Origin of the sequence: Bradyrhizobium sp. PMVTL-01 (genome assembly GCF_051861855.1) — a bacterium.
Classification (GTDB): Bacteria; Pseudomonadota; Alphaproteobacteria; order Rhizobiales; family Xanthobacteraceae; genus Bradyrhizobium.
Window position 1 is genome coordinate 775,545 of record NZ_CP193982.1, and the last position, 16,347, is coordinate 791,891.

The 16,347-nt window shown below is 65.0% G+C and carries 15 protein-coding genes; 2 read left to right on the top strand and 13 right to left on the bottom strand.

Going from position 1 to position 16,347, the window contains the following annotated elements; genetic code table 11:
* Positions 1-11: 11 nt before the first annotated feature.
* Complete coding sequence (gene hemA, locus ACRQ5Q_RS03640; protein ID WP_439396080.1) at positions 12-1,241, bottom strand: 5-aminolevulinate synthase; 1,230 nt, start codon at positions 1,239-1,241, stop codon at positions 12-14.
* A 340-nt stretch (positions 1,242-1,581) separates the two neighbouring features.
* Here hemA and aroQ point away from each other — a divergent pair, with 340 nt between their 5' ends.
* The gene (aroQ, locus tag ACRQ5Q_RS03645) at positions 1,582-2,013 is read left to right on the top strand and encodes a type II 3-dehydroquinate dehydratase (RefSeq protein WP_439372796.1); all 432 of its coding nucleotides are present in this window, start codon (positions 1,582-1,584) and stop codon (positions 2,011-2,013) included.
* A gap of 62 nt (positions 2,014-2,075) precedes the next feature.
* Here aroQ and ACRQ5Q_RS03650 read toward each other — a convergent pair whose 3' ends face one another.
* From ACRQ5Q_RS03650 to ACRQ5Q_RS03665, 4 genes are all read right to left on the bottom strand, one after another.
* Complete coding sequence (locus ACRQ5Q_RS03650; RefSeq protein WP_439396082.1) at positions 2,076-3,137, bottom strand: MBL fold metallo-hydrolase; 1,062 nt, start codon at positions 3,135-3,137, stop codon at positions 2,076-2,078.
* Positions 3,138-3,420: 283 nt separating this feature from the next.
* Positions 3,421-5,574 (bottom strand): methyl-accepting chemotaxis protein, encoded by a 2,154-nt coding sequence (locus tag ACRQ5Q_RS03655; RefSeq protein WP_439396083.1) that lies wholly within the window; start codon positions 5,572-5,574, stop codon positions 3,421-3,423.
* Between the two features lie 172 nt (positions 5,575-5,746).
* Positions 5,747-6,472 carry an outer membrane protein gene (locus tag ACRQ5Q_RS03660; protein ID WP_439396084.1) on the bottom strand — a complete coding sequence of 242 codons (726 nt, stop codon included), beginning with the start codon at positions 6,470-6,472 and terminating at the stop codon, positions 5,747-5,749.
* Between the two features lie 225 nt (positions 6,473-6,697).
* On the bottom strand, positions 6,698-7,018 hold the full coding sequence (locus ACRQ5Q_RS03665; RefSeq protein WP_439372800.1) for a hypothetical protein: 321 nt from the start codon (positions 7,016-7,018) through the stop codon (positions 6,698-6,700).
* A gap of 182 nt (positions 7,019-7,200) precedes the next feature.
* On the opposite strand from ACRQ5Q_RS03665, the gene ACRQ5Q_RS03670 reads away from it, so the two are divergent.
* The gene (locus tag ACRQ5Q_RS03670; RefSeq protein ID WP_439396086.1) at positions 7,201-7,488 is read left to right on the top strand and encodes a hypothetical protein; all 288 of its coding nucleotides are present in this window, start codon (positions 7,201-7,203) and stop codon (positions 7,486-7,488) included.
* A gap of 15 nt (positions 7,489-7,503) precedes the next feature.
* On the opposite strand, the gene ACRQ5Q_RS03675 is transcribed toward ACRQ5Q_RS03670, so the two are convergent.
* The 8 genes from ACRQ5Q_RS03675 to ACRQ5Q_RS03710 all read right to left on the bottom strand — a co-directional run bounded on the left by ACRQ5Q_RS03675 (position 7,504) and on the right by ACRQ5Q_RS03710 (position 16,310).
* Entirely contained in the window at positions 7,504-8,442 is a 939-nt protein-coding gene (locus tag ACRQ5Q_RS03675) for an AEC family transporter (protein WP_439372802.1), read from the bottom strand.
* 97 nt (positions 8,443-8,539) lie between these two features.
* Entirely contained in the window at positions 8,540-8,749 is a 210-nt protein-coding gene (locus ACRQ5Q_RS03680; RefSeq protein ID WP_439372803.1) for a hypothetical protein, read from the bottom strand.
* On the bottom strand, positions 8,746-8,922 hold the full coding sequence (locus tag ACRQ5Q_RS03685) for a hypothetical protein (RefSeq protein WP_439372804.1): 177 nt from the start codon (positions 8,920-8,922) through the stop codon (positions 8,746-8,748). The genes ACRQ5Q_RS03680 and ACRQ5Q_RS03685 overlap by 4 nt, the downstream gene beginning before the upstream one ends.
* A gap of 368 nt (positions 8,923-9,290) precedes the next feature.
* On the bottom strand, positions 9,291-10,910 hold the full coding sequence (locus ACRQ5Q_RS03690; protein WP_439396088.1) for an ABC transporter ATP-binding protein: 1,620 nt from the start codon (positions 10,908-10,910) through the stop codon (positions 9,291-9,293).
* A 2-nt stretch (positions 10,911-10,912) separates the two neighbouring features.
* On the bottom strand, positions 10,913-11,752 hold the full coding sequence (locus ACRQ5Q_RS03695; RefSeq protein ID WP_439372806.1) for an ABC transporter permease: 840 nt from the start codon (positions 11,750-11,752) through the stop codon (positions 10,913-10,915).
* The gene (locus ACRQ5Q_RS03700) at positions 11,749-12,720 is read right to left on the bottom strand and encodes an ABC transporter permease (protein ID WP_439372807.1); all 972 of its coding nucleotides are present in this window, start codon (positions 12,718-12,720) and stop codon (positions 11,749-11,751) included. The genes ACRQ5Q_RS03695 and ACRQ5Q_RS03700 overlap by 4 nt, the downstream gene beginning before the upstream one ends.
* Before the next feature lie 281 nt (positions 12,721-13,001).
* The gene (locus tag ACRQ5Q_RS03705) at positions 13,002-14,552 is read right to left on the bottom strand and encodes an ABC transporter substrate-binding protein (protein ID WP_439396089.1); all 1,551 of its coding nucleotides are present in this window, start codon (positions 14,550-14,552) and stop codon (positions 13,002-13,004) included.
* A gap of 207 nt (positions 14,553-14,759) precedes the next feature.
* Complete coding sequence (locus ACRQ5Q_RS03710; protein ID WP_439396091.1) at positions 14,760-16,310, bottom strand: winged helix-turn-helix domain-containing protein; 1,551 nt, start codon at positions 16,308-16,310, stop codon at positions 14,760-14,762.
* Positions 16,311-16,347 lie beyond the last annotated feature (37 nt).

Here is a 16,347-nt window from a genome sequence, read left to right on the forward strand (position 1 = left end):
AAGAGAGAACCCTACTCCGCAGCCAGCGACTTCTGCTTGAGCGGCAGGCCGAGGCGGTCCCACACCTGCAACAGCGCTTCGGCGAGCTGATCGATCAGGCCGTCATCGTGATAGGGCGAGGGCGTGATGCGCAGGCGTTCGCTGCCCTTGGGCACGGTCGGGTAGTTGATCGGCTGGATGTAGATGCCGTGCTCTTCGAGCAGCAGGTCGGAGGCCTGCTTGCACTTCTCGGGATCGCCGACGAACAGCGGCACGATGTGGGTGTCGGTCGACATGACAGGCAGGCCGGCGGCGCTGAGGATCGCCTTGACGCGCGCAGCGCGGTCCTGATGGCGTTCGCGCTCCCAGTTCGAGGTCTTCAGATGCTTGATCGCGGCGGTCGCGGCCGAGCAGATTGCCGGCGGCAGCGCGGTGGTGAAGATGAACCCCGGCGCATAGGAACGCACGGCATCGATGATCTGGCCGTTGGCGGCGATGTAGCCGCCGAGGCAGCCGAATGCCTTGGCCAGCGTGCCTTCGAGGATGTCGATGCGATGCATGACGCCGTCACGCTCGGCGATGCCGCCGCCGCGCGGGCCGTACATGCCGACCGCGTGAACCTCGTCGACATACGTCATCGCGCCGTATTTCTCGGCGAAATCGCAGATCTTCGCGAGCGGCGCGACGTCGCCGTCCATGGAATAGAGGCTCTCGCAGGCGATCAGCTTCGGCCGGCTCGGGCCCGCAGCCTTCAACTGCGCTTCGAGATCGGCGAGGTCGTTATGGCGGAACACGACGCGTTCGCAGCCGGACTGGCGGATGCCTTCGATCATCGAATTGTGGTTGAGCTCGTCCGACAGGATCAGGCAGTTCGGAATGAGCTTTGCGATGGTCGCGATGCCGGTCTGGTTCGAGACATAGCCCGAGGTGAACAGCAGCGCGGCTTCCTTGCCGTGGAGGTCGGCGAGCTCGGCCTCGAGCTGCACCAGCGGATGATGCGTGCCGGCGATGTTACGGGTGCCGCCGGCGCCGGTGCCGACCCGGGTAGCGGTCTCGACCATGGCCCCCACGACCTTCGGGTGCTGGCCCATGCCGAGGTAGTCGTTGGAGCACCAGATCACGACGTCGCGCTTGCCCTTGGGAGAATGCCAGACCGCATGTGGGAACCGGCCGGCCGTGCGCTCGAGATCGGCGAACACGCGATAGCGCCGCTCGAAGTGGAGACGGTCCAGGGCGGAATTGAAGAACTGGTTGTAATCCATCGGCAAAACCTAAGACGGAACCTGACCAAGGGGGAGCATCTTCTTAGAGCCTTTCCAACTCCAATGTCTATGCGCTATCCCACATCTGGGCCCGCAGGGCGTTTGGGCAAAATGCCCTATCGTGCGATTTGAAAGTTGATCCCGATCAAGTTCGCGCGAGAGGTAATGTTGCTTTGCAGCATCAGCCGGGATGCGGCCTCGCCTGCCCGGGCCTTCCCTCTCGGCCTGGCACACGCTTTGCTAGATCGCGGCCGCCGGCTCTACCCAATCCGATTCTCGCAGCGCATGCGCCATTGGCCCGGAGAGCATGCTCGACCTGGCCTTCGAAAGGACGTTTTCCATGAAGCGCGTTATGATCCTCAACGGTCCCAACCTCAACATGCTCGGCATCCGCGAGCCGCACATCTACGGCACGACGACGCTCGCAGAGGTCAATGCGAGCTGCGAGGATGCCGCCGCCAAGCTCGGCCTCAAACTCGCCTTCCACCAGTCCAACCACGAAGGCGTGCTGGTCGATCTGATCCAGTCGGCGCGGCAGGATGCCGATGCCATCATCATCAATCCGGCGGGCCTGTCCTTCACCTCGGTCTCGATCATGGACGCGATCAAGACGTTCGAGGGGCCGGTGCTGGAGGTGCACATCTCCAACATCCACGCCCGCGACGAATATCATCGCCACTCCAAGATCTCGTTCGTGGCAACGGGCGTGATCTGCGGGCTCGGGCCGTTCGGCTACATCGCGGCGCTGCACGCGATCGTGAATATGAAGTGAGCTGTTAGCTGCGCCCGAGATCTGCTCCCTCGCCCCGCCAGCGGGGCGAGGTGAAGCACCACTCACGTCGTCCGGAACTGCAGCACGCCGTCCTTCGTCTCGGCGGTCAGACGGCCCTCGACGATCATGTAGTTGACGTGGGCGACCAGCTCGCCGGCGGCAAAGCCCATCTGGTGTTCGTCCAGCACATGCTTGTTGAACACCACGGGCACCAGCTCCCGGGATGTCTTCGGCTGCTCGCGGCAGGCGTCCGCGATCAGGCGGCAGCGCTCCTCGTGGTGGTCGGCGAGCTGCTTGATGCGGGTCTTGAGGCCGTAGAACGGCACGCCGTGCCCGGGCAGCACCAAGAGGTCATAGGGCAGGGTGGTGGTGAGGCTGGCGAGCGAGGCCAGATATTCGCCGAGCGAGTTCTGGTCGGGCTCGACCGCCCACACGCTGACATTCGGCGAGATCTTGCTCAGCACCTGGTCGGCGGAGAGGAACAGCTTGTCGTCGGCGCAATACAGCATCACCTGGTCGAGCGCGTGCCCGCCGCCGGTGATCACCTTGAAGCGGCGCGCGCCGATCACGACCTCGTCGCCATGCGAGATGCGGCGGTAGGATGGCGGCAGCACCGAGACACGCTTGAGATAGTCCTGGCCGCGGCCGAGCAGCTTTTCGGTCAGCGACTCGTCCATGCCGTGGCGGCGGAAGAACAGCCGTTGTGCCTCCTTCCGCTCCTCGGTGCCGCGGTTCTGGTGATAGACCGATTGCAGATATTCGACCTGCGACATCAGCAGCGGGCAGTTGAACCGCTCCACGATCCAGCCCGCGAGCCCGACATGATCGGGATGCGAATGGGTGACGATCAGGCGCGTGATGTTGACGCCGTTCAGCGGACCGTCGAACAGCTTCGTCCAGGCTTCGATCGTCTCCTCGTTGCCGAAGCCCGCGTCGACCATGGCATAGCCGTCGCCGTCGGCCAGCAGATAGATGTTCACGTGGTTGAGGCGGAACGGCAGTTTCAGCCGCGCCCACAACACGCCCGGCCGGATCTCCACGACCTCTTCGGGGCCGGGATGCTGGTCCCAGGGATAGCGCAGGGCCTCAGCCGAGGACTGCACGGTGTCGTTTTTCGAATGCATGCCCTATCGGTACCCGCACATGGGGCGGGACGCCAGCCGAAAAAGGACGTGGGGCGGCTGTCGCATGGCCGTCATACCGGGCGGTGTTTTTTCGTCATGTGGGACGCTCGTGCTCCGAACCCGGTCACCTCTCCCGCTTGCAGGGGGTCGGCGCGGAGCGCCGGGTGCGGGCTCTGGCCCTGCAGGGACAATCTCGACGTGCTTGAAACACTGCCAATGCGGAGACACCCCCAGCCCTCCCCCGCAGGCGGGAGAGGGAGTGAAGACCCCGTGTTGTTGCGGCTTATGCCGCCCGCATGTTGTTGAGGAACGCGTCGATCTCCCCGCGCAGCATGTCGGCCTCGCGGCGGAGCGCATCGGAGGCGCCCAGCACTTCGTTCGCCGCCGCGCCGGCCTCGGCCGAGGCGGTGGAGACGCCGACGATGTTGCTGGAGACCTCGCTGGTGCCGCCGGCCGCGTGCTGGATGTTGCGGGCGATCTCGCGGGTGGCCGCGCCCTGTTCCTCGACCGCGGCCGCGATCGTGGTGGTGACATCGTTGATCTCGCCGATGATCCGGCCGATGCCCTGGATCGCGCCGACCGCAGAGGTCGTGACCTGTTGCATGCTGGCGATCTGGGTGCGGATCTCTTCCGTTGCCTTGGCAGTCTGGCTCGCGAGGCTCTTCACCTCGGAGGCGACCACCGCGAAGCCGCGGCCGGCTTCGCCCGCGCGTGCCGCCTCGATGGTGGCGTTCAGCGCGAGCAAATTGGTCTGCGAGGCAATGGTCTGGATCAGGTCGACGACGACGCTGATGCGGCTTGCGCCGTCGGCGAGGCTCTGCACCGTGGTGTCGGTGGCGCCGGCCTCATCGACCGCCTTCTTGGCGATCGCGGCCGAGGTGACCACCTGCTTGCTGATCTCCTCGATCGAGGACGAGAGCTGCTCGGTACCCGACGATACCGTCTGCACGTTGACCGAAGTCTCCTCCGCGGCGGAGGCGACCGCGTTCACCAGCGCGTTGGACTGGTCGGCGGTCGTCGACATGCTCTGCGCGGTCGATTGCATCGAATTGGCCGATTGCGCCAGATTGTCGAGCGCGGTGCGCACCGTGCCCTCGAACTCGGCGATCCTGGCTTCCATGCGGGCGGCCCGCTCGGCCTTGGCCGCGCGGTCCTTCTCCTGCTCGCCGGCGAGCGCGCGGGCTTCGATCATGCTGTCGCGAAAGACGGTCAGCGTTTCCTTCATCACGCCGATCTCGTCATGCTGGCGGGAGCGGACGATCTCGGTGTCGAGGTCGCCGGCCGAAAGCAGCTGCATGGCGCGCTGAAGCTCGCGGATGCGGCGCAGGACGTTGCGGCCGACATAGAGCCAGACGAACAGGGCCGAGCCGACCAGCATCAGCGCGCCCAGCGCGAGCATGACCGAGGTTGCGAGCGAAATTTCCTGCCGTGCCTGGAAGGTCGACGCGTTGGTCTCCTTCTGCACGCCGTCGACGAGCTGCTGCACGCTGATGCCGAGGCCGACATTGAGCTTGCGCGTCTCGTCCAGGATGGTCTGGCCGTAGTCGATGGAGTCGAGCTCCTTCTCACGCAGATTGAACACGCCGGTCTTGCCGGTGCCGAGCGCGAGCAGCTTTTCCGCCGTCGCGCGCAGCATCTTGTTGCCCTCGTTGTCGGGCAACAGATCGAGGTTCGACCGCAGGCGTCCCTGCGCCGTCTTGAATTCCTTCTGAATGTCGTCGAGCTTGTCGCTCGTGCTCGCCGACAGCGCCGCGCTCATGTCGGCGGCCGCGAGATTGCCGCTGGCAACGACGTTGCCGAGCTGGCCGACGGTCTGCGCGGCTTCGGTGGCATCTTCGGCCGACAGGTTGGCCGACCCGAGAATGGCGTTGACCCGGGTCTGCGCGTCCAGCATCGCCGGACTGGCCGCGCCCACGAACGCGCCCTGCGCGGTGCGCAGCGCGTCATATTGCTTGTCGTGGAGGGCGGCGATGTCCAGTCGTTCGCGGGCGGCCTTGGCCAGGCTCTGGGCCGCCTCGTTGATGCTCTTCATGGTCTCGCTGAGTCCGGAGACCACGGCCTTGTCCCCGCCGAGCTCGATGATCTCGTTGAGCTTCTGCTGCGTCTGCTCCTGCAATTCCTTGAGCTTCTTGGTGCGCTCGTTCAGGGCTTCCTCGCTTTGAGCCGCAAGCAGGGCCGGTCCCTGTGCCGCAAGGCTGGCGCTCAGGGCCGACAATTGCAGGCTGGCGGCAAGGCGCGGAATGTCCCGCCCGCTCAGTTCGATCATGCGTCCGCCGAGATTCTGCAGCGCGAGGCCAGCGCCGGCTGCGATCACGAGGCCCATGCCCGCGATCACCGCGAAGGCCGTGAACAGGCTCCCGCGCACGCCCCATTGTGGCTTCTTGAAACGAGGCTTGAATCGACCGAGCCAACGGCCAGCGCCCAGACGGATCGCCATCTAAATTCCCCCACGCTCTTGCTTCTGTTTTGTGGCGGGCAGTATGGGCCGGGCCGGTTAAAAAATCGCAATCGGTGCAATTGCTTGCATTGGGCCCGCGATTCCGCACAGCGAAAAAAGAAGGGCCGGCGAGATCACCGGCCCTTCCACAAGACAGGATCTTGCTAACCGATCAGTAGCTCGCGACGGCCGGGCTCGCCCAGTTGAAGCGGTAGTTGAGGCCGGCCTTGACCGTATGGTCGTCGGTGGTGAAGCTGCCGGTGCCCGCCAGGGGACCGCCGGTGAAGCTCGCGTCGCCGAAATTATAGTACTGGTACTCGGCCTTGGCCGACCAGTTCGGGGCGAACATGTATTCGATACCGGCGCCGACGGTGTAGCCGTTGCGGTGATCGCCGGTGATGACGAAAGCGGTCGGCACGCCGGCGACGGTGACTTTCTCGTTGTTGTCGGAATAGGCGTAGCCGCCCTTCACGTAGACGAGGCCCGGACCCCAGGTGTAGCCCACGCGGCCGGTGATCGAGCCGAGGCCGCGCTGGTCATTGGTGTAGGCGACGCCGCCCGGGAACACCGCGCCGACGCTGCCGGACAGCCATGAATACTGGCCTTCGACGCCGACGACGAAGTTCGGGTTGAACTGCCAGTCCGCACCGACCTGCACGCCGCCGAGGAAACGGCCATTGCCGTTGTTGCCGGTGGAGAGGCCGTTGAAATTGTTGTCGCTGGAGAAGGCGCCGCCGAGATGGCCGCCGATGTAGAAACCGGTCCAGTTGTAGATCGGCGCGACGTAGGCCGGCGCCGGCGTCCTGTAGTAGGTGCGGTTACCGAGGTCGGCGCCGACGGCCGGCGCGGCAGCGCCCGCCACCAGCAGCGTCACGGTCGCAAACAGAATCTTCTTCATCGTCTTGAACTCCAACACTTATGTCCCCGGCTGGCGCGCTTCTTCGCGCCGTCGCTGGTTTTGCAGATAGCTCGCTTTTGATGAAAATGCTGTCACAACCGTGGCACCGCGGCAGCCAACCTAACTTGTTGGGCTGCAGTTGATTTTCGTGCTTAATGCCAGCTTAAGAAATGCTGAACGAAGGCTTAATTGGGTGCAAGCCGGTGAGCCTGCGCGCGGCTTTCGTTAGCCAAGACGCCGCAGCACCTCGTCGCGCATCTGCGCGCGGAACGCTGCGCGCTTGGCCGGCCGATCCTCCTCGCGCACGTCGTGGCGATCGAAGATGTCGAACTTCTCCAGGATCGGATAGCGCTCGCTCGCCATCGCGAGCACGCGCAGCACCTTGGTCGCCGACGGCGTCGGGCCGCTCACCTCCCAGCGCCGGATGGTGTCGGCCCCGCCCTTCTCCGGCAACCCGCAGAGTCTCGCCATATCGGCTGCCGTCAGCTGGCGCCCGATGACGTCGGAAAGGTCGCTGCGAAGCTGCTTCAGTTCGGGGCCGGTCATGTCCACTCGCGTCCAGGAAGTCCTTCAGGCCATCCAGTAGCGCTGATTCGGGTCCATCCGAAGGCGGCGCGCTCGATTGCGGCACCTTCGCTTACGCACGGAGTTATGAACGAGAGGCCTATGGAAATTGTCCGACGGATGATGAGATGATCGAAGGGGCGCCCCAACAAGGAGGATCAGCCATGGCAAGCATGAAGCTGGCCGTTGCCGCACTCATTACTGCCGGACTGCTGGCTGCGCCCTTCGCGGCCGAAGCCAAGAAGGCCCGCTCGAGCAGGCAATATTCCAACACAACTGTGGTGGGCCCAACCTATGGCGGTGCCGGCGCGCCAATTGCGCAGCCCAGGGCGGCTTACGGCTCGTCGGGACAGACGGTCGGCACGGTGACGGCGCCGTCGATCGGAACGTATAATTGGCCGTCGGTCGGCGTGACCAACTCGGTTCCGACCTGGAGCAACACCACGAGATAAGCGCGCCCGTGCGGGTCAGCGCGTCCCGGTCGCGAGACCGGAGAGCAGGTACAGCGCGACCAGCAATGTCGCGACCGACAGCACCGTCGTGACCGAGACCGTGGCCGCGACCAGCTTCTCCTCGACCTTGTGCTCGTGCGCCAGCACGTACACTGTCTTCGCCGTCGGCACGGCGGCGCATATCACGGCGGCGACGGTGTCGAGCGCGTTGAGGCCGATGATCACACAAAGTCCGTAGACGATCAGCGGCATGATCACGAGCTTCACGGCCGCGAGCGCGAACGACGCCTTCAGGCTGGACCGCAGGCCTGCGACCGACAGGCCGAGCCCGATGGCAAACAACGCGCAGGGCGTCAGCGCGGCGGCGATCATGTTGAGATAGGCTGCGACCGGGGCCGCAATCGGCAGGCCCGTGATCGCCCAGACGAGACCGACAAGGGTCGACAGCACCATCGGATTGAGCAGGATCTGCCTGGCGAGGCCCGCCGACTGCCCAGCCGACCCGCGCGCGTCCCTCTCCAGAAGGATGACCGTGATCGGAAACATCACGGCGGCCACGAATACCGTCGCCACCGCAGCAGGCAGCACGGCGGGCTGGCCGTAGATCGCGTGCAGGATCGGCAGCGCCACGAAGCCGGTATTGGTCATCGCCGCGGCCATGCCATGGATCGTGCTGCTGGCGAGATCATGCTTTCCGCCGGCGCGGACCGCTACGAAGACCAGCGCGAAGCAGACGAGCGAGCCGCCGCCGAAGGCGAGCAGAAAACGCCATTCCAGCAGATTGCGCGCCGGCTCCTGCGCGATCGTGACGATCAGCAGCGCCGGCATCGCCACGTTGTAGGCGAAGTGCACCAGCGCGTCGGCCAGTGTGCGGGAGAGATAGCCAAGCTCGCCGGCGAGCCACCCGGTGACGATGATCGCGAAAACGGGAAGAACGAGGCTCGCGACTTCCATCCGGCTCCCCCTTGCTGCCAATGGCCGCCACGAGAGGTTACTCCGGCGATGAACTGTCGTCACTGCCTTGCGTGATGGAGGTCGCGGGCCGCCGGCCCTAGATGCCCCGTCCGGTCTGCTGGCCGATCACGCAGCGCCAGGCCGCCAGGCGCTCGGCCGGATGCTGGTTCATCCATTCGGCGAGCTGCGGCGCGCCCATCAGGCAGGACTGCACCGAGACCTGGGCAAAGTCCGAGGTGGTGACGATCTGCTCGTGGCAGCTGGTGGGAGAGGCGAGGCTGCAGAGCACGGCAATGATCTTGATCACGACAAATTACCCCCGTCGCGGCCGATGAACGCGCGCCCTGTCGCGGCCTTGTCCTGAGCCTCGTTGGCCGGATCGTCCGGCGGGAAGATGCTGTCGTAGATGGCGCGCGCCTCCGCGATGAGGCGTGCTCGCTCGCGCTCGGACTTTGAGACAAATCGAATAACTTCGCCCATGTTGGCTCCGAATAGTGTGTGTCAGTCCGTCATGATATGACGTAGATCATTCAATTCCCATCTAAGGTGCTGTCTTCGGCGTTGAAGCGGCGCAGCCGGTCACGACGGATAAAAAGCGCGTGACCGCGTCTGACAATGCCCAACGTCCCGTTGTGTCTCATGCGCTGGGTCGTTGATCTGTTCACCACATCACGTTCATCGTGCGGCTTCAGTCCGCGGGCGAACGAATGCTGGTGTCAGTTTACCCCTTGCCGCATCGGCAAGGGCGGTCTCACGAGAGCAAATGCTGCTCGACCGAATATGTTTCTTCTCCTGCAGCGTGCAAGTTTTTGGAACCATCACGAAGGTGATGAACACGACCGGCCGCCTTACGCCGTCGGCGCGCGCTCCTTCCGTCCCGGCACGGCCGCCAGCAGCTCACGCGTATAGGCATGCTCGGGCGCGGCGAAAAGCTGCGCGGTCGGCTTCAGCTCGACGATGGCACCACGCTGCATCACCGCGATGCGATCGCAGATCTGCGCCGCGACGCGTAAGTCGTGGGTGATGAACAGCATCGACAGGCCGAGGCGGGCCTTGAGATCTTCGAGCAGCTTCAAGACCTGGGCCTGCACGGAGACGTCGAGCGCGGAGACGGCTTCATCGGCGACGATGATCTCGGGCTCGAGCGCGAGCGCGCGGGCAATGCCGATGCGCTGGCGCTGGCCGCCGGAGAATTCGTGCGGATAGCGTTCGAGTGCGCCGGCATCCAGGCCCACCATCTTCAGGAGATCGCGGGCGCGCTCGAACGCCACCTTCGGATCGGTACCGGCCGCGATCGGACCGTCGGCGATGATCTGGCCGATCTTGCGCCGCGGATTGAGCGAGGCGAACGGATCCTGGAAGATCATCTGGATGCGATGGCGCTCGGCGCGCAGCGCTTTGCCCGAGAGTGAGGTGAGATCGGTGTCGCCGATCCGCACCGTGCCGCGGTCGGCCTCGATCAGCCGCATCACGAGGCGCGCCACCGACGACTTGCCTGAGCCGGACTCGCCGACAAGGCCGAGCGTCTCGCCCTTGAGGATGTTGAAATTGACCGCGCACGCGGCATCGACGCGGCGGTCCTCGCGGAACCAGCCGCCCGACGTGACGTAGGTCTTGTCCAGCCCGATCACTTCGACGGCCCGGGCCCGGTCGTCGAGCGGCGTGCGCGCCGGCGGGTCCATCGACGGCACGGCGGCGAGCAGCACCTTGGTGTAGTCGTGCTGCGGGTCGCTGAAGACGGTGGCGGCGGAGCCTTCCTCGACGACCTTGCCCTGGCGGAGCACCACGACCTGGTCGGCGATATCGGCGACCACGCCGAAATCGTGGGTGATGAACATCACCGCCATGTTACGGTTGCGCTGCAGGTTGCGGATCAGTTTCAGGATCTGCGCCTGCGTCGTGACGTCGAGCGCGGTGGTCGGCTCGTCCGCGACCAGCACCGCCGGCTCGAGCGCGAGCGCCATCGCGATCATGGCGCGCTGGCGCTGGCCGCCGGAGAGCTGGTGCGGATAGGCGCGCACGATGCGCTCGGGGTCGGGCAGGCCAACCTCGCGCGCCAGCGACAACGCCTTCGCGCGGCGTTCCTTCGGCGTCAGCAGACCGTGCGCCTCGAACATCTCCGCCATCTGGTCGCCGATCCGCATCAACGGATTGAGCGCGGTCATCGGCTCCTGGAAGATCATCGCAAGCCTGCGGCCGCGCAAATCGCGCCAGCCGTCGTCGTCGAGCTTGAGCAGGTCACTTCCCTCGAACTGGATCTCGCCGGAGGCGACCGACACTGTGTCCGGCAACAGGCCCATCAGCGCATGCGCGCACATCGACTTGCCGGAGCCGGATTCGCCGACGACGCAGACGATCTTGCCGGGCCGCAGGTCCAGCGAGACGCCGTCGACGGCGAAGGGACGTTCGGCGCCCTTGGGCAGCGCGATCCGCAAGTTTCTGATCGAGACGGCGGGCGGCGCGGTCATCGTCAGCGGCCCTCGCGCGACAGACGCGGATTGAGCGCATCGTTAAGGCCTTCGCCGATCAGGTTCAGCCCCAGCACGGAGATCAGGATGGCGACGCCGGGAAATACGGTGATCCACCAGGCCTGGCGGATCACGGTGCGGCCGGCGCCGACCATGTAGCCCCATGAGATCAGGTTGGGATCGCCGAGGCCGAGGAACGCCAACGAGGATTCCAAGAGGATCGCGGTCGCCACCATCAGCGAGGCCAGCACGATCACCGGCGACAGCGCGTTGGGCAGGATTTCGCGCAGGATGATCCAGCTGTGCGACTGCCCGGTCACGACGGCCGCCTGGACATATTCGCGCGTGCGCAGCGACAGCACCTCGCCGCGCACGAGGCGGGCGACGGGCGGCCAGCTCACCACCGCGATCGAGACCACGATCGAATAGATCGAGGGCTGCAGGATCGCGACCAGCACGATGGCGAGCGCGAAGCTCGGAATGGTCTGGAAGAACTCGGTGAAGCGCATCAAGGCGTCGTCGACCTTGCCGCCGAAATAGCCGGCCATGGCGCCGATGGGAACGCCGACGAGCAACGCGACCAGGGTCGAGACGAGACCGACCAGCAGCGAGACGCGGGCGCCGAAGATCATGCCGGCGAACACGTCGCGGCCGAGCGCATCGGTGCCGAGCGGCACGGTCGAGAGCGTGAAGGGCGGCAGGAACGGCCGCTGCACCATGCGCCAGGGCGAGTTCGGGAACAGCATCGGTCCGAACACGGCGACCGAGATCGCAAGCAGGAGGATGATGAGCCCGATGACGCCGCTGGGGCTCTTCAGCATCGATCTCCAGAACTGTTTCATGTGGCGTATTCGATGCGCGGATCGACCAGGCGATAGACGAGGTCGGTGATGAGGTTGAAGATCAGGACCATGGCCGAGCAGATCACGAAGACGCCGAGCAGCAGGTTGTAGTCACGCTGCAGCAGCGCGTCGTACATCAGCCGCCCGATGCCGGGCCAGGCGAACACGGTCTCGGTGATGACGGCGCCGCCGATCAGCGTGCCGGAATGTACGCCGGCGAGCGTCACGACCGGCAGCAATGCGTTGCGCAGCACGTGGCGGCGCTGGATCACGGCGTCGGAGAGGCCCTTGGCGCGCGCCGTCTTGACGAAGTCGAGCCGCTTCACCTCCAGCATCGAGGCGCGCGTCATGCGGGTGTATGTCGCCATGAAGAACAGGCCGAGCGTCATCGCCGGCATGATCAGGTGTTTTGCGACGTCGACCGCATGGGCAAGGCCGGTGAGGTTGGCGCCGACGGTCTCGTAGCCGAAGCTCGGCAGCCAATCCATGGTGACGGAGAACAACAGGATGCTCATCAACGCCACCCAGAAGATCGGCATGGCGTAGAAGATCAGCGCGAATACGGTGATGGCCGTGTCGAGGAACGTTCCGGCAAAGCGCGCGGCGAAGGTGCCGAACAGGACGCCGAGCGTCAGCGAGATCGCGAAGGCGGTCAGCGTCAGCAGCAACGTCGCGGGCAGCCGCTCGCCGATCAGCCTGGCGACCGGCGCCTGCTGGCGGAAGGAGAAGCCGAGGTCGAGGGTGGCGACCCCCTTGACGTAAATGAAGAGCTGCTCGGGCAGCGGCTTGTCGAGGCCGAACTTCTCCCGGAGCTGCTTGACGAAGACCTGGTCGCTGGCGCCGGCTTCGCCCGCCATCACGATCGCGGGATCGCCGGGCGCAAGCCGGATCAGGAAGAAATTTAGGACGACGATCGCGAGCAGGACGATCACGCCCTTCACTACACGCTGAGCGACGAAGGAGAGCATCTAGCCACGTATGCCGGTTGGTCGAGGCGGTCTCGCCGCGAGGAACACCTCTCCCCGTCGGGGAGAGGTCGCGCCGAAGGCGCGGGTGAGGGGGATCAGGTCCCACGAGAGAGCGCAACCCCTCACCCGCATCGCATCTGGGGATGCGATCCGACCTCTCCCTCCGGGAGAGGTGGACACCGCCGATGCCTGAGTGTCTCGATACGATTTCATCGTGGATCAGTTCGTACCCTGGAACGACACCGCGGCAGGAAATTTACCGCGGTTTCGCATGCAGCCCCTCACTTGTCGAGCCATGCGTCCTTGAAGCCGTCATTGACCCCGATTCCCGTGGTGATCAGGTTCTTGACCTTGCAGCGCATGATGGTCGGGAATTGCAGCTCCAGCATCCAGGCCACCGGCACGTCCTCGACCAGGATCTTCTGTGCCTTGTCGTAGATCTCCTTGCGCTTGGAGTCCGGTGTGGCAACTGCGCCGTCGGCGAACAGCTTGTCGATCTCCGGGTTGGAGTAGCCCTCGACGTTGTTGAAGACCTGCCCTTTGGCGATGTTGCTGGAGATGTAGTTGCGGCCGACGCCGAGCGCGGGATCGCCATACTGGTAGAGATAGGTGAAGGCGATGTCGTAGTCCCAGTCGGCGATCTTCTGGTTGCCGCCGGCAACGTCGGTGGCGATGGTCTCGATGTTCATGCCGACGTCCTGGAGGTTCTGCTTCACCGCTTCACCCCAGCGCTGCCAGGTCTCGCCATAGGCGAGCGGCAGCAGGCGGATCTTCTCGCCCTTGTAGCCGGCTTCCTTCAGCAAGGCCTTGGCCTTGGCCGGATCATACGGATATTTCTTCACATCGTCCGTGTAGTATTTGATGGCCGAGGACGAAGGGCCGGTCGCCACCTTGCCGAGCCCGTTCCAGATCACGTCCTTGGCGAAATCGCGGTCGATCGCGTACATGATTGCCTGCCGCACCCGCTTGTCGGCGAGCGGACCCTGGCGGTTATTCAGCCACAGCCAGGCGAGCGGCGAGAAGAACTCCCAGCCGGCGCCCGTGACGCAGGTGTCTTTCAACTTGGACAGGCGCGGCACGTCGAAATTCTCGACCGAGCCGCCCGGCAGCACGTCGACCTTGCCGGTCTCATACGCCACCGAGCGCGCGGCCGCGTCGGGGATGATCTGCCAGTAGATCTCGTCGAGATAGGGCTTGCCCTTTTCGTGGTAGTTCGGGTTCTTGACCAGGCGGATGAACGAGCCCTTCTGCCACTCCTTGAACATGAAGGGGCCGGTGCCGATGGGCGCGTTGTTGTAGGGGTTGGTCTTCCAGTCGGTGCCTTCGTAGAGATGCTTTGGCACCATCGGCATCGAGCCGACCTCGAAAATGCCGAGGAACGGGCCGAACGGCTGCTTCAGCGTGAACACCACCGTATAGTCGTCCGGCGTCTCGATCTTGTCGACCTGCGCCAGATTGGTGCGGGCACGCGCATGCGTCTGCTTCAGCATCTCCATCGAGAACAGCACGTCGGCGGCGGTGAAGGGCTTGCCGTCATGCCAGGTCACGCCCTTCTTGAGCTTGAAGCTGTAGGTCTTGGCGTCCTCGCTGACGCGCCAGCTTTCGGCGAGCTCCGGCAGCGGCTCGAGCTTCGGGCTGTAGCGCAGCAGCCCCTCGAAGATGTTGCCCGAGACCATCTGGACCGGGCCGTTCTGCACCATCGCCAGCATCAGGCCGGGCGGCTCGGGCTGGATCACGGCATTGATCACGCCCCCCGGTTTCGGCTCTTGCGCCAGCGCCGGGGCCGTGAGGCCGCAAGCGAGGAGGAGACAAAGCAACACGCGTTTTGGCATATCGTATCTTTCTCAAGCGCGGCCAGCCGTAAACGCTTCGCGACGTCCTCGCGCGCAAAGCGACGGCCGGCCCATCCCAGTCCCCATCCGATATCGAGGCTCACACAGTCTCGTTCGGCGCCGCAAGATGAAAGTCTCGACAGGGTTCGCACAAAAAATGTACAGCGCGTCCTGTTTTCCCTTGCCTCCAGGGGAGGGTAAGAACTGTCACCGCAATCCCGCGCGCCGGAATCCCTCCAGATAGTGCTCGCGATCGGCTTCACTGGCCCATGGCAGTTGCGTCGCGATCCAGTGCAGCGAGATGCCCGGCTGGGTGCGGCGGAGCTCGCCGAGTGCCATCTCCGCTAGCGCGCTGTCGCCGGTCATGCCGGCCGAAACGGCGAGAACGCGGTAAGCGCCGGTAAGGTCGCCGCGGTGGCGAATCGCCTCGCGCGCGAGCGCGATGGCTTCGTCATACTGCCGCTCGGTGAAGCGCGCATAGCCGGCGATGCCGTGATAGATCGCCAGCGACGGATCGCGCGGCGAGAGCCGGATCGCCGTCTGCGCCGCCGCAAACGCCTCTTTCGACCGTCCGGCATAGGACAGTGCCAGCGCGTGGTAGCCTTGCGCCAGCGAGAAGTTCGGGTTGAGCGCCAGGGCCTGCTCGAACTCGGACAACGCGTCGGCGAGCCGGCGTGTCGAGAAGTAGACGCTGCCGAGCGCGGCATGCGCCCAGGCATCTTCGTGGTCGCAGCGCACCGCTTTGAGCGCGGCGGCTTCCGCCGCCGGAGCAACCACGGCCAGCTCAGCCCAGCCAAGATGCACGCCGAACATCTCATTCACGGCCAGCACTGACAGCGCCTGGCCATAATTCGGATCGATGGCGATCGCGCGCTCGAGCAGCGCCCTCGCGGCATCGTGATCCTGCCTGGTCACGCGCCAATAATGCGACAGAGCCCGCATCAACAGGTCCCACGCGTCCAGGCTTGCGGGCGGCTTGCGATGGCTGCGAAAATTCTCCGCGGCGTGGATGTGAGGCTCGATCGCTGCGACGATGGCGTTGGTGATCTCGTCCTGCACGGCGAAGACGTCGACGAGCTCGCGATCATAGCGCTCGGCCCAGAGATGGCTGCCTGACGTGGCGTCGTTGAGCTGCGCGGTGATGCGCACGCGGTTGTCCGCCTTGCGCACGCTGCCCTCGACGATGTAGCGGACGCCGAGTTCCTCGGCGATCTGCCTGATGTGGACGGCGCGACCCTTGTAGGTGAAGGATGAATTGCGGGCGATCACCATGAACCACCGCTGCTTCGACAGCGCCGTGAGGATGTCCTCGCTGATTCCGTCGCCGAAATAGTCCTGTGCGGGATCGCCGCTCATGTTCTCGAAGGCGAGCACCGCGATTCCCGGGCGGTCCGTCACGGCGCGCGGCCGGGCCATGGCAGGTTCAACGGGCACTGGCGCGGCCGGCACGTCTTCCCGGACATCGCCGACGAAACGAAAGCCCTTGCGCGGAATGGTCTTGATCAGCCGCTGGGTCGCGCCGTCGTCGCCCAGCGCCTTGCGCGCAGCATTGATGCGGCTGTTCAGGGCGGAATCGGAGACGATCCGGTCGCTCCAGATCTGGCTGATCAGGTCATCCTTGCTGACCACACGGGCGCGCTCGGCAACGAGGTAAAGCAGGAGATCGAACACCTGCGGCTGCAACGGAACGGCCACTCCGGCGCAGGTGAGCTCCCGCAGATCGCTGTCCAGCACGTTGTTTTCAAAGCAAAATCGCACGTTTCTGTCGTCTCAAGCAAAAATCAAAGTCGTCTCA

Coding starts and splice junctions, on each gene's coding strand:
- aroQ (WP_439372796.1), top strand. CDS start 1,582: ATGAAGCGCGTTATGATCCTCAACGGTCCCAACCTCAACATGCTCGGC.
- ACRQ5Q_RS03650 (WP_439396082.1), bottom strand. CDS start 3,137: ATGCATTCGAAAAACGACACCGTGCAGTCCTCGGCTGAGGCCCTGCGC.
- ACRQ5Q_RS03670 (WP_439396086.1), top strand. CDS start 7,201: ATGGCAAGCATGAAGCTGGCCGTTGCCGCACTCATTACTGCCGGACTG.
- ACRQ5Q_RS03675 (WP_439372802.1), bottom strand. CDS start 8,442: ATGGAAGTCGCGAGCCTCGTTCTTCCCGTTTTCGCGATCATCGTCACC.
- ACRQ5Q_RS03705 (WP_439396089.1), bottom strand. CDS start 14,552: ATGCCAAAACGCGTGTTGCTTTGTCTCCTCCTCGCTTGCGGCCTCACG.
- ACRQ5Q_RS03685 (WP_439372804.1), bottom strand. CDS start 8,922: ATGGGCGAAGTTATTCGATTTGTCTCAAAGTCCGAGCGCGAGCGAGCA.
- ACRQ5Q_RS03655 (WP_439396083.1), bottom strand. CDS start 5,574: ATGGCGATCCGTCTGGGCGCTGGCCGTTGGCTCGGTCGATTCAAGCCT.
- ACRQ5Q_RS03660 (WP_439396084.1), bottom strand. CDS start 6,472: ATGAAGAAGATTCTGTTTGCGACCGTGACGCTGCTGGTGGCGGGCGCT.
- ACRQ5Q_RS03700 (WP_439372807.1), bottom strand. CDS start 12,720: ATGCTCTCCTTCGTCGCTCAGCGTGTAGTGAAGGGCGTGATCGTCCTG.
- ACRQ5Q_RS03665 (WP_439372800.1), bottom strand. CDS start 7,018: ATGACCGGCCCCGAACTGAAGCAGCTTCGCAGCGACCTTTCCGACGTC.
- hemA (WP_439396080.1), bottom strand. CDS start 1,241: ATGGATTACAACCAGTTCTTCAATTCCGCCCTGGACCGTCTCCACTTC.
- ACRQ5Q_RS03695 (WP_439372806.1), bottom strand. CDS start 11,752: ATGAAACAGTTCTGGAGATCGATGCTGAAGAGCCCCAGCGGCGTCATC.
- ACRQ5Q_RS03690 (WP_439396088.1), bottom strand. CDS start 10,910: ATGACCGCGCCGCCCGCCGTCTCGATCAGAAACTTGCGGATCGCGCTG.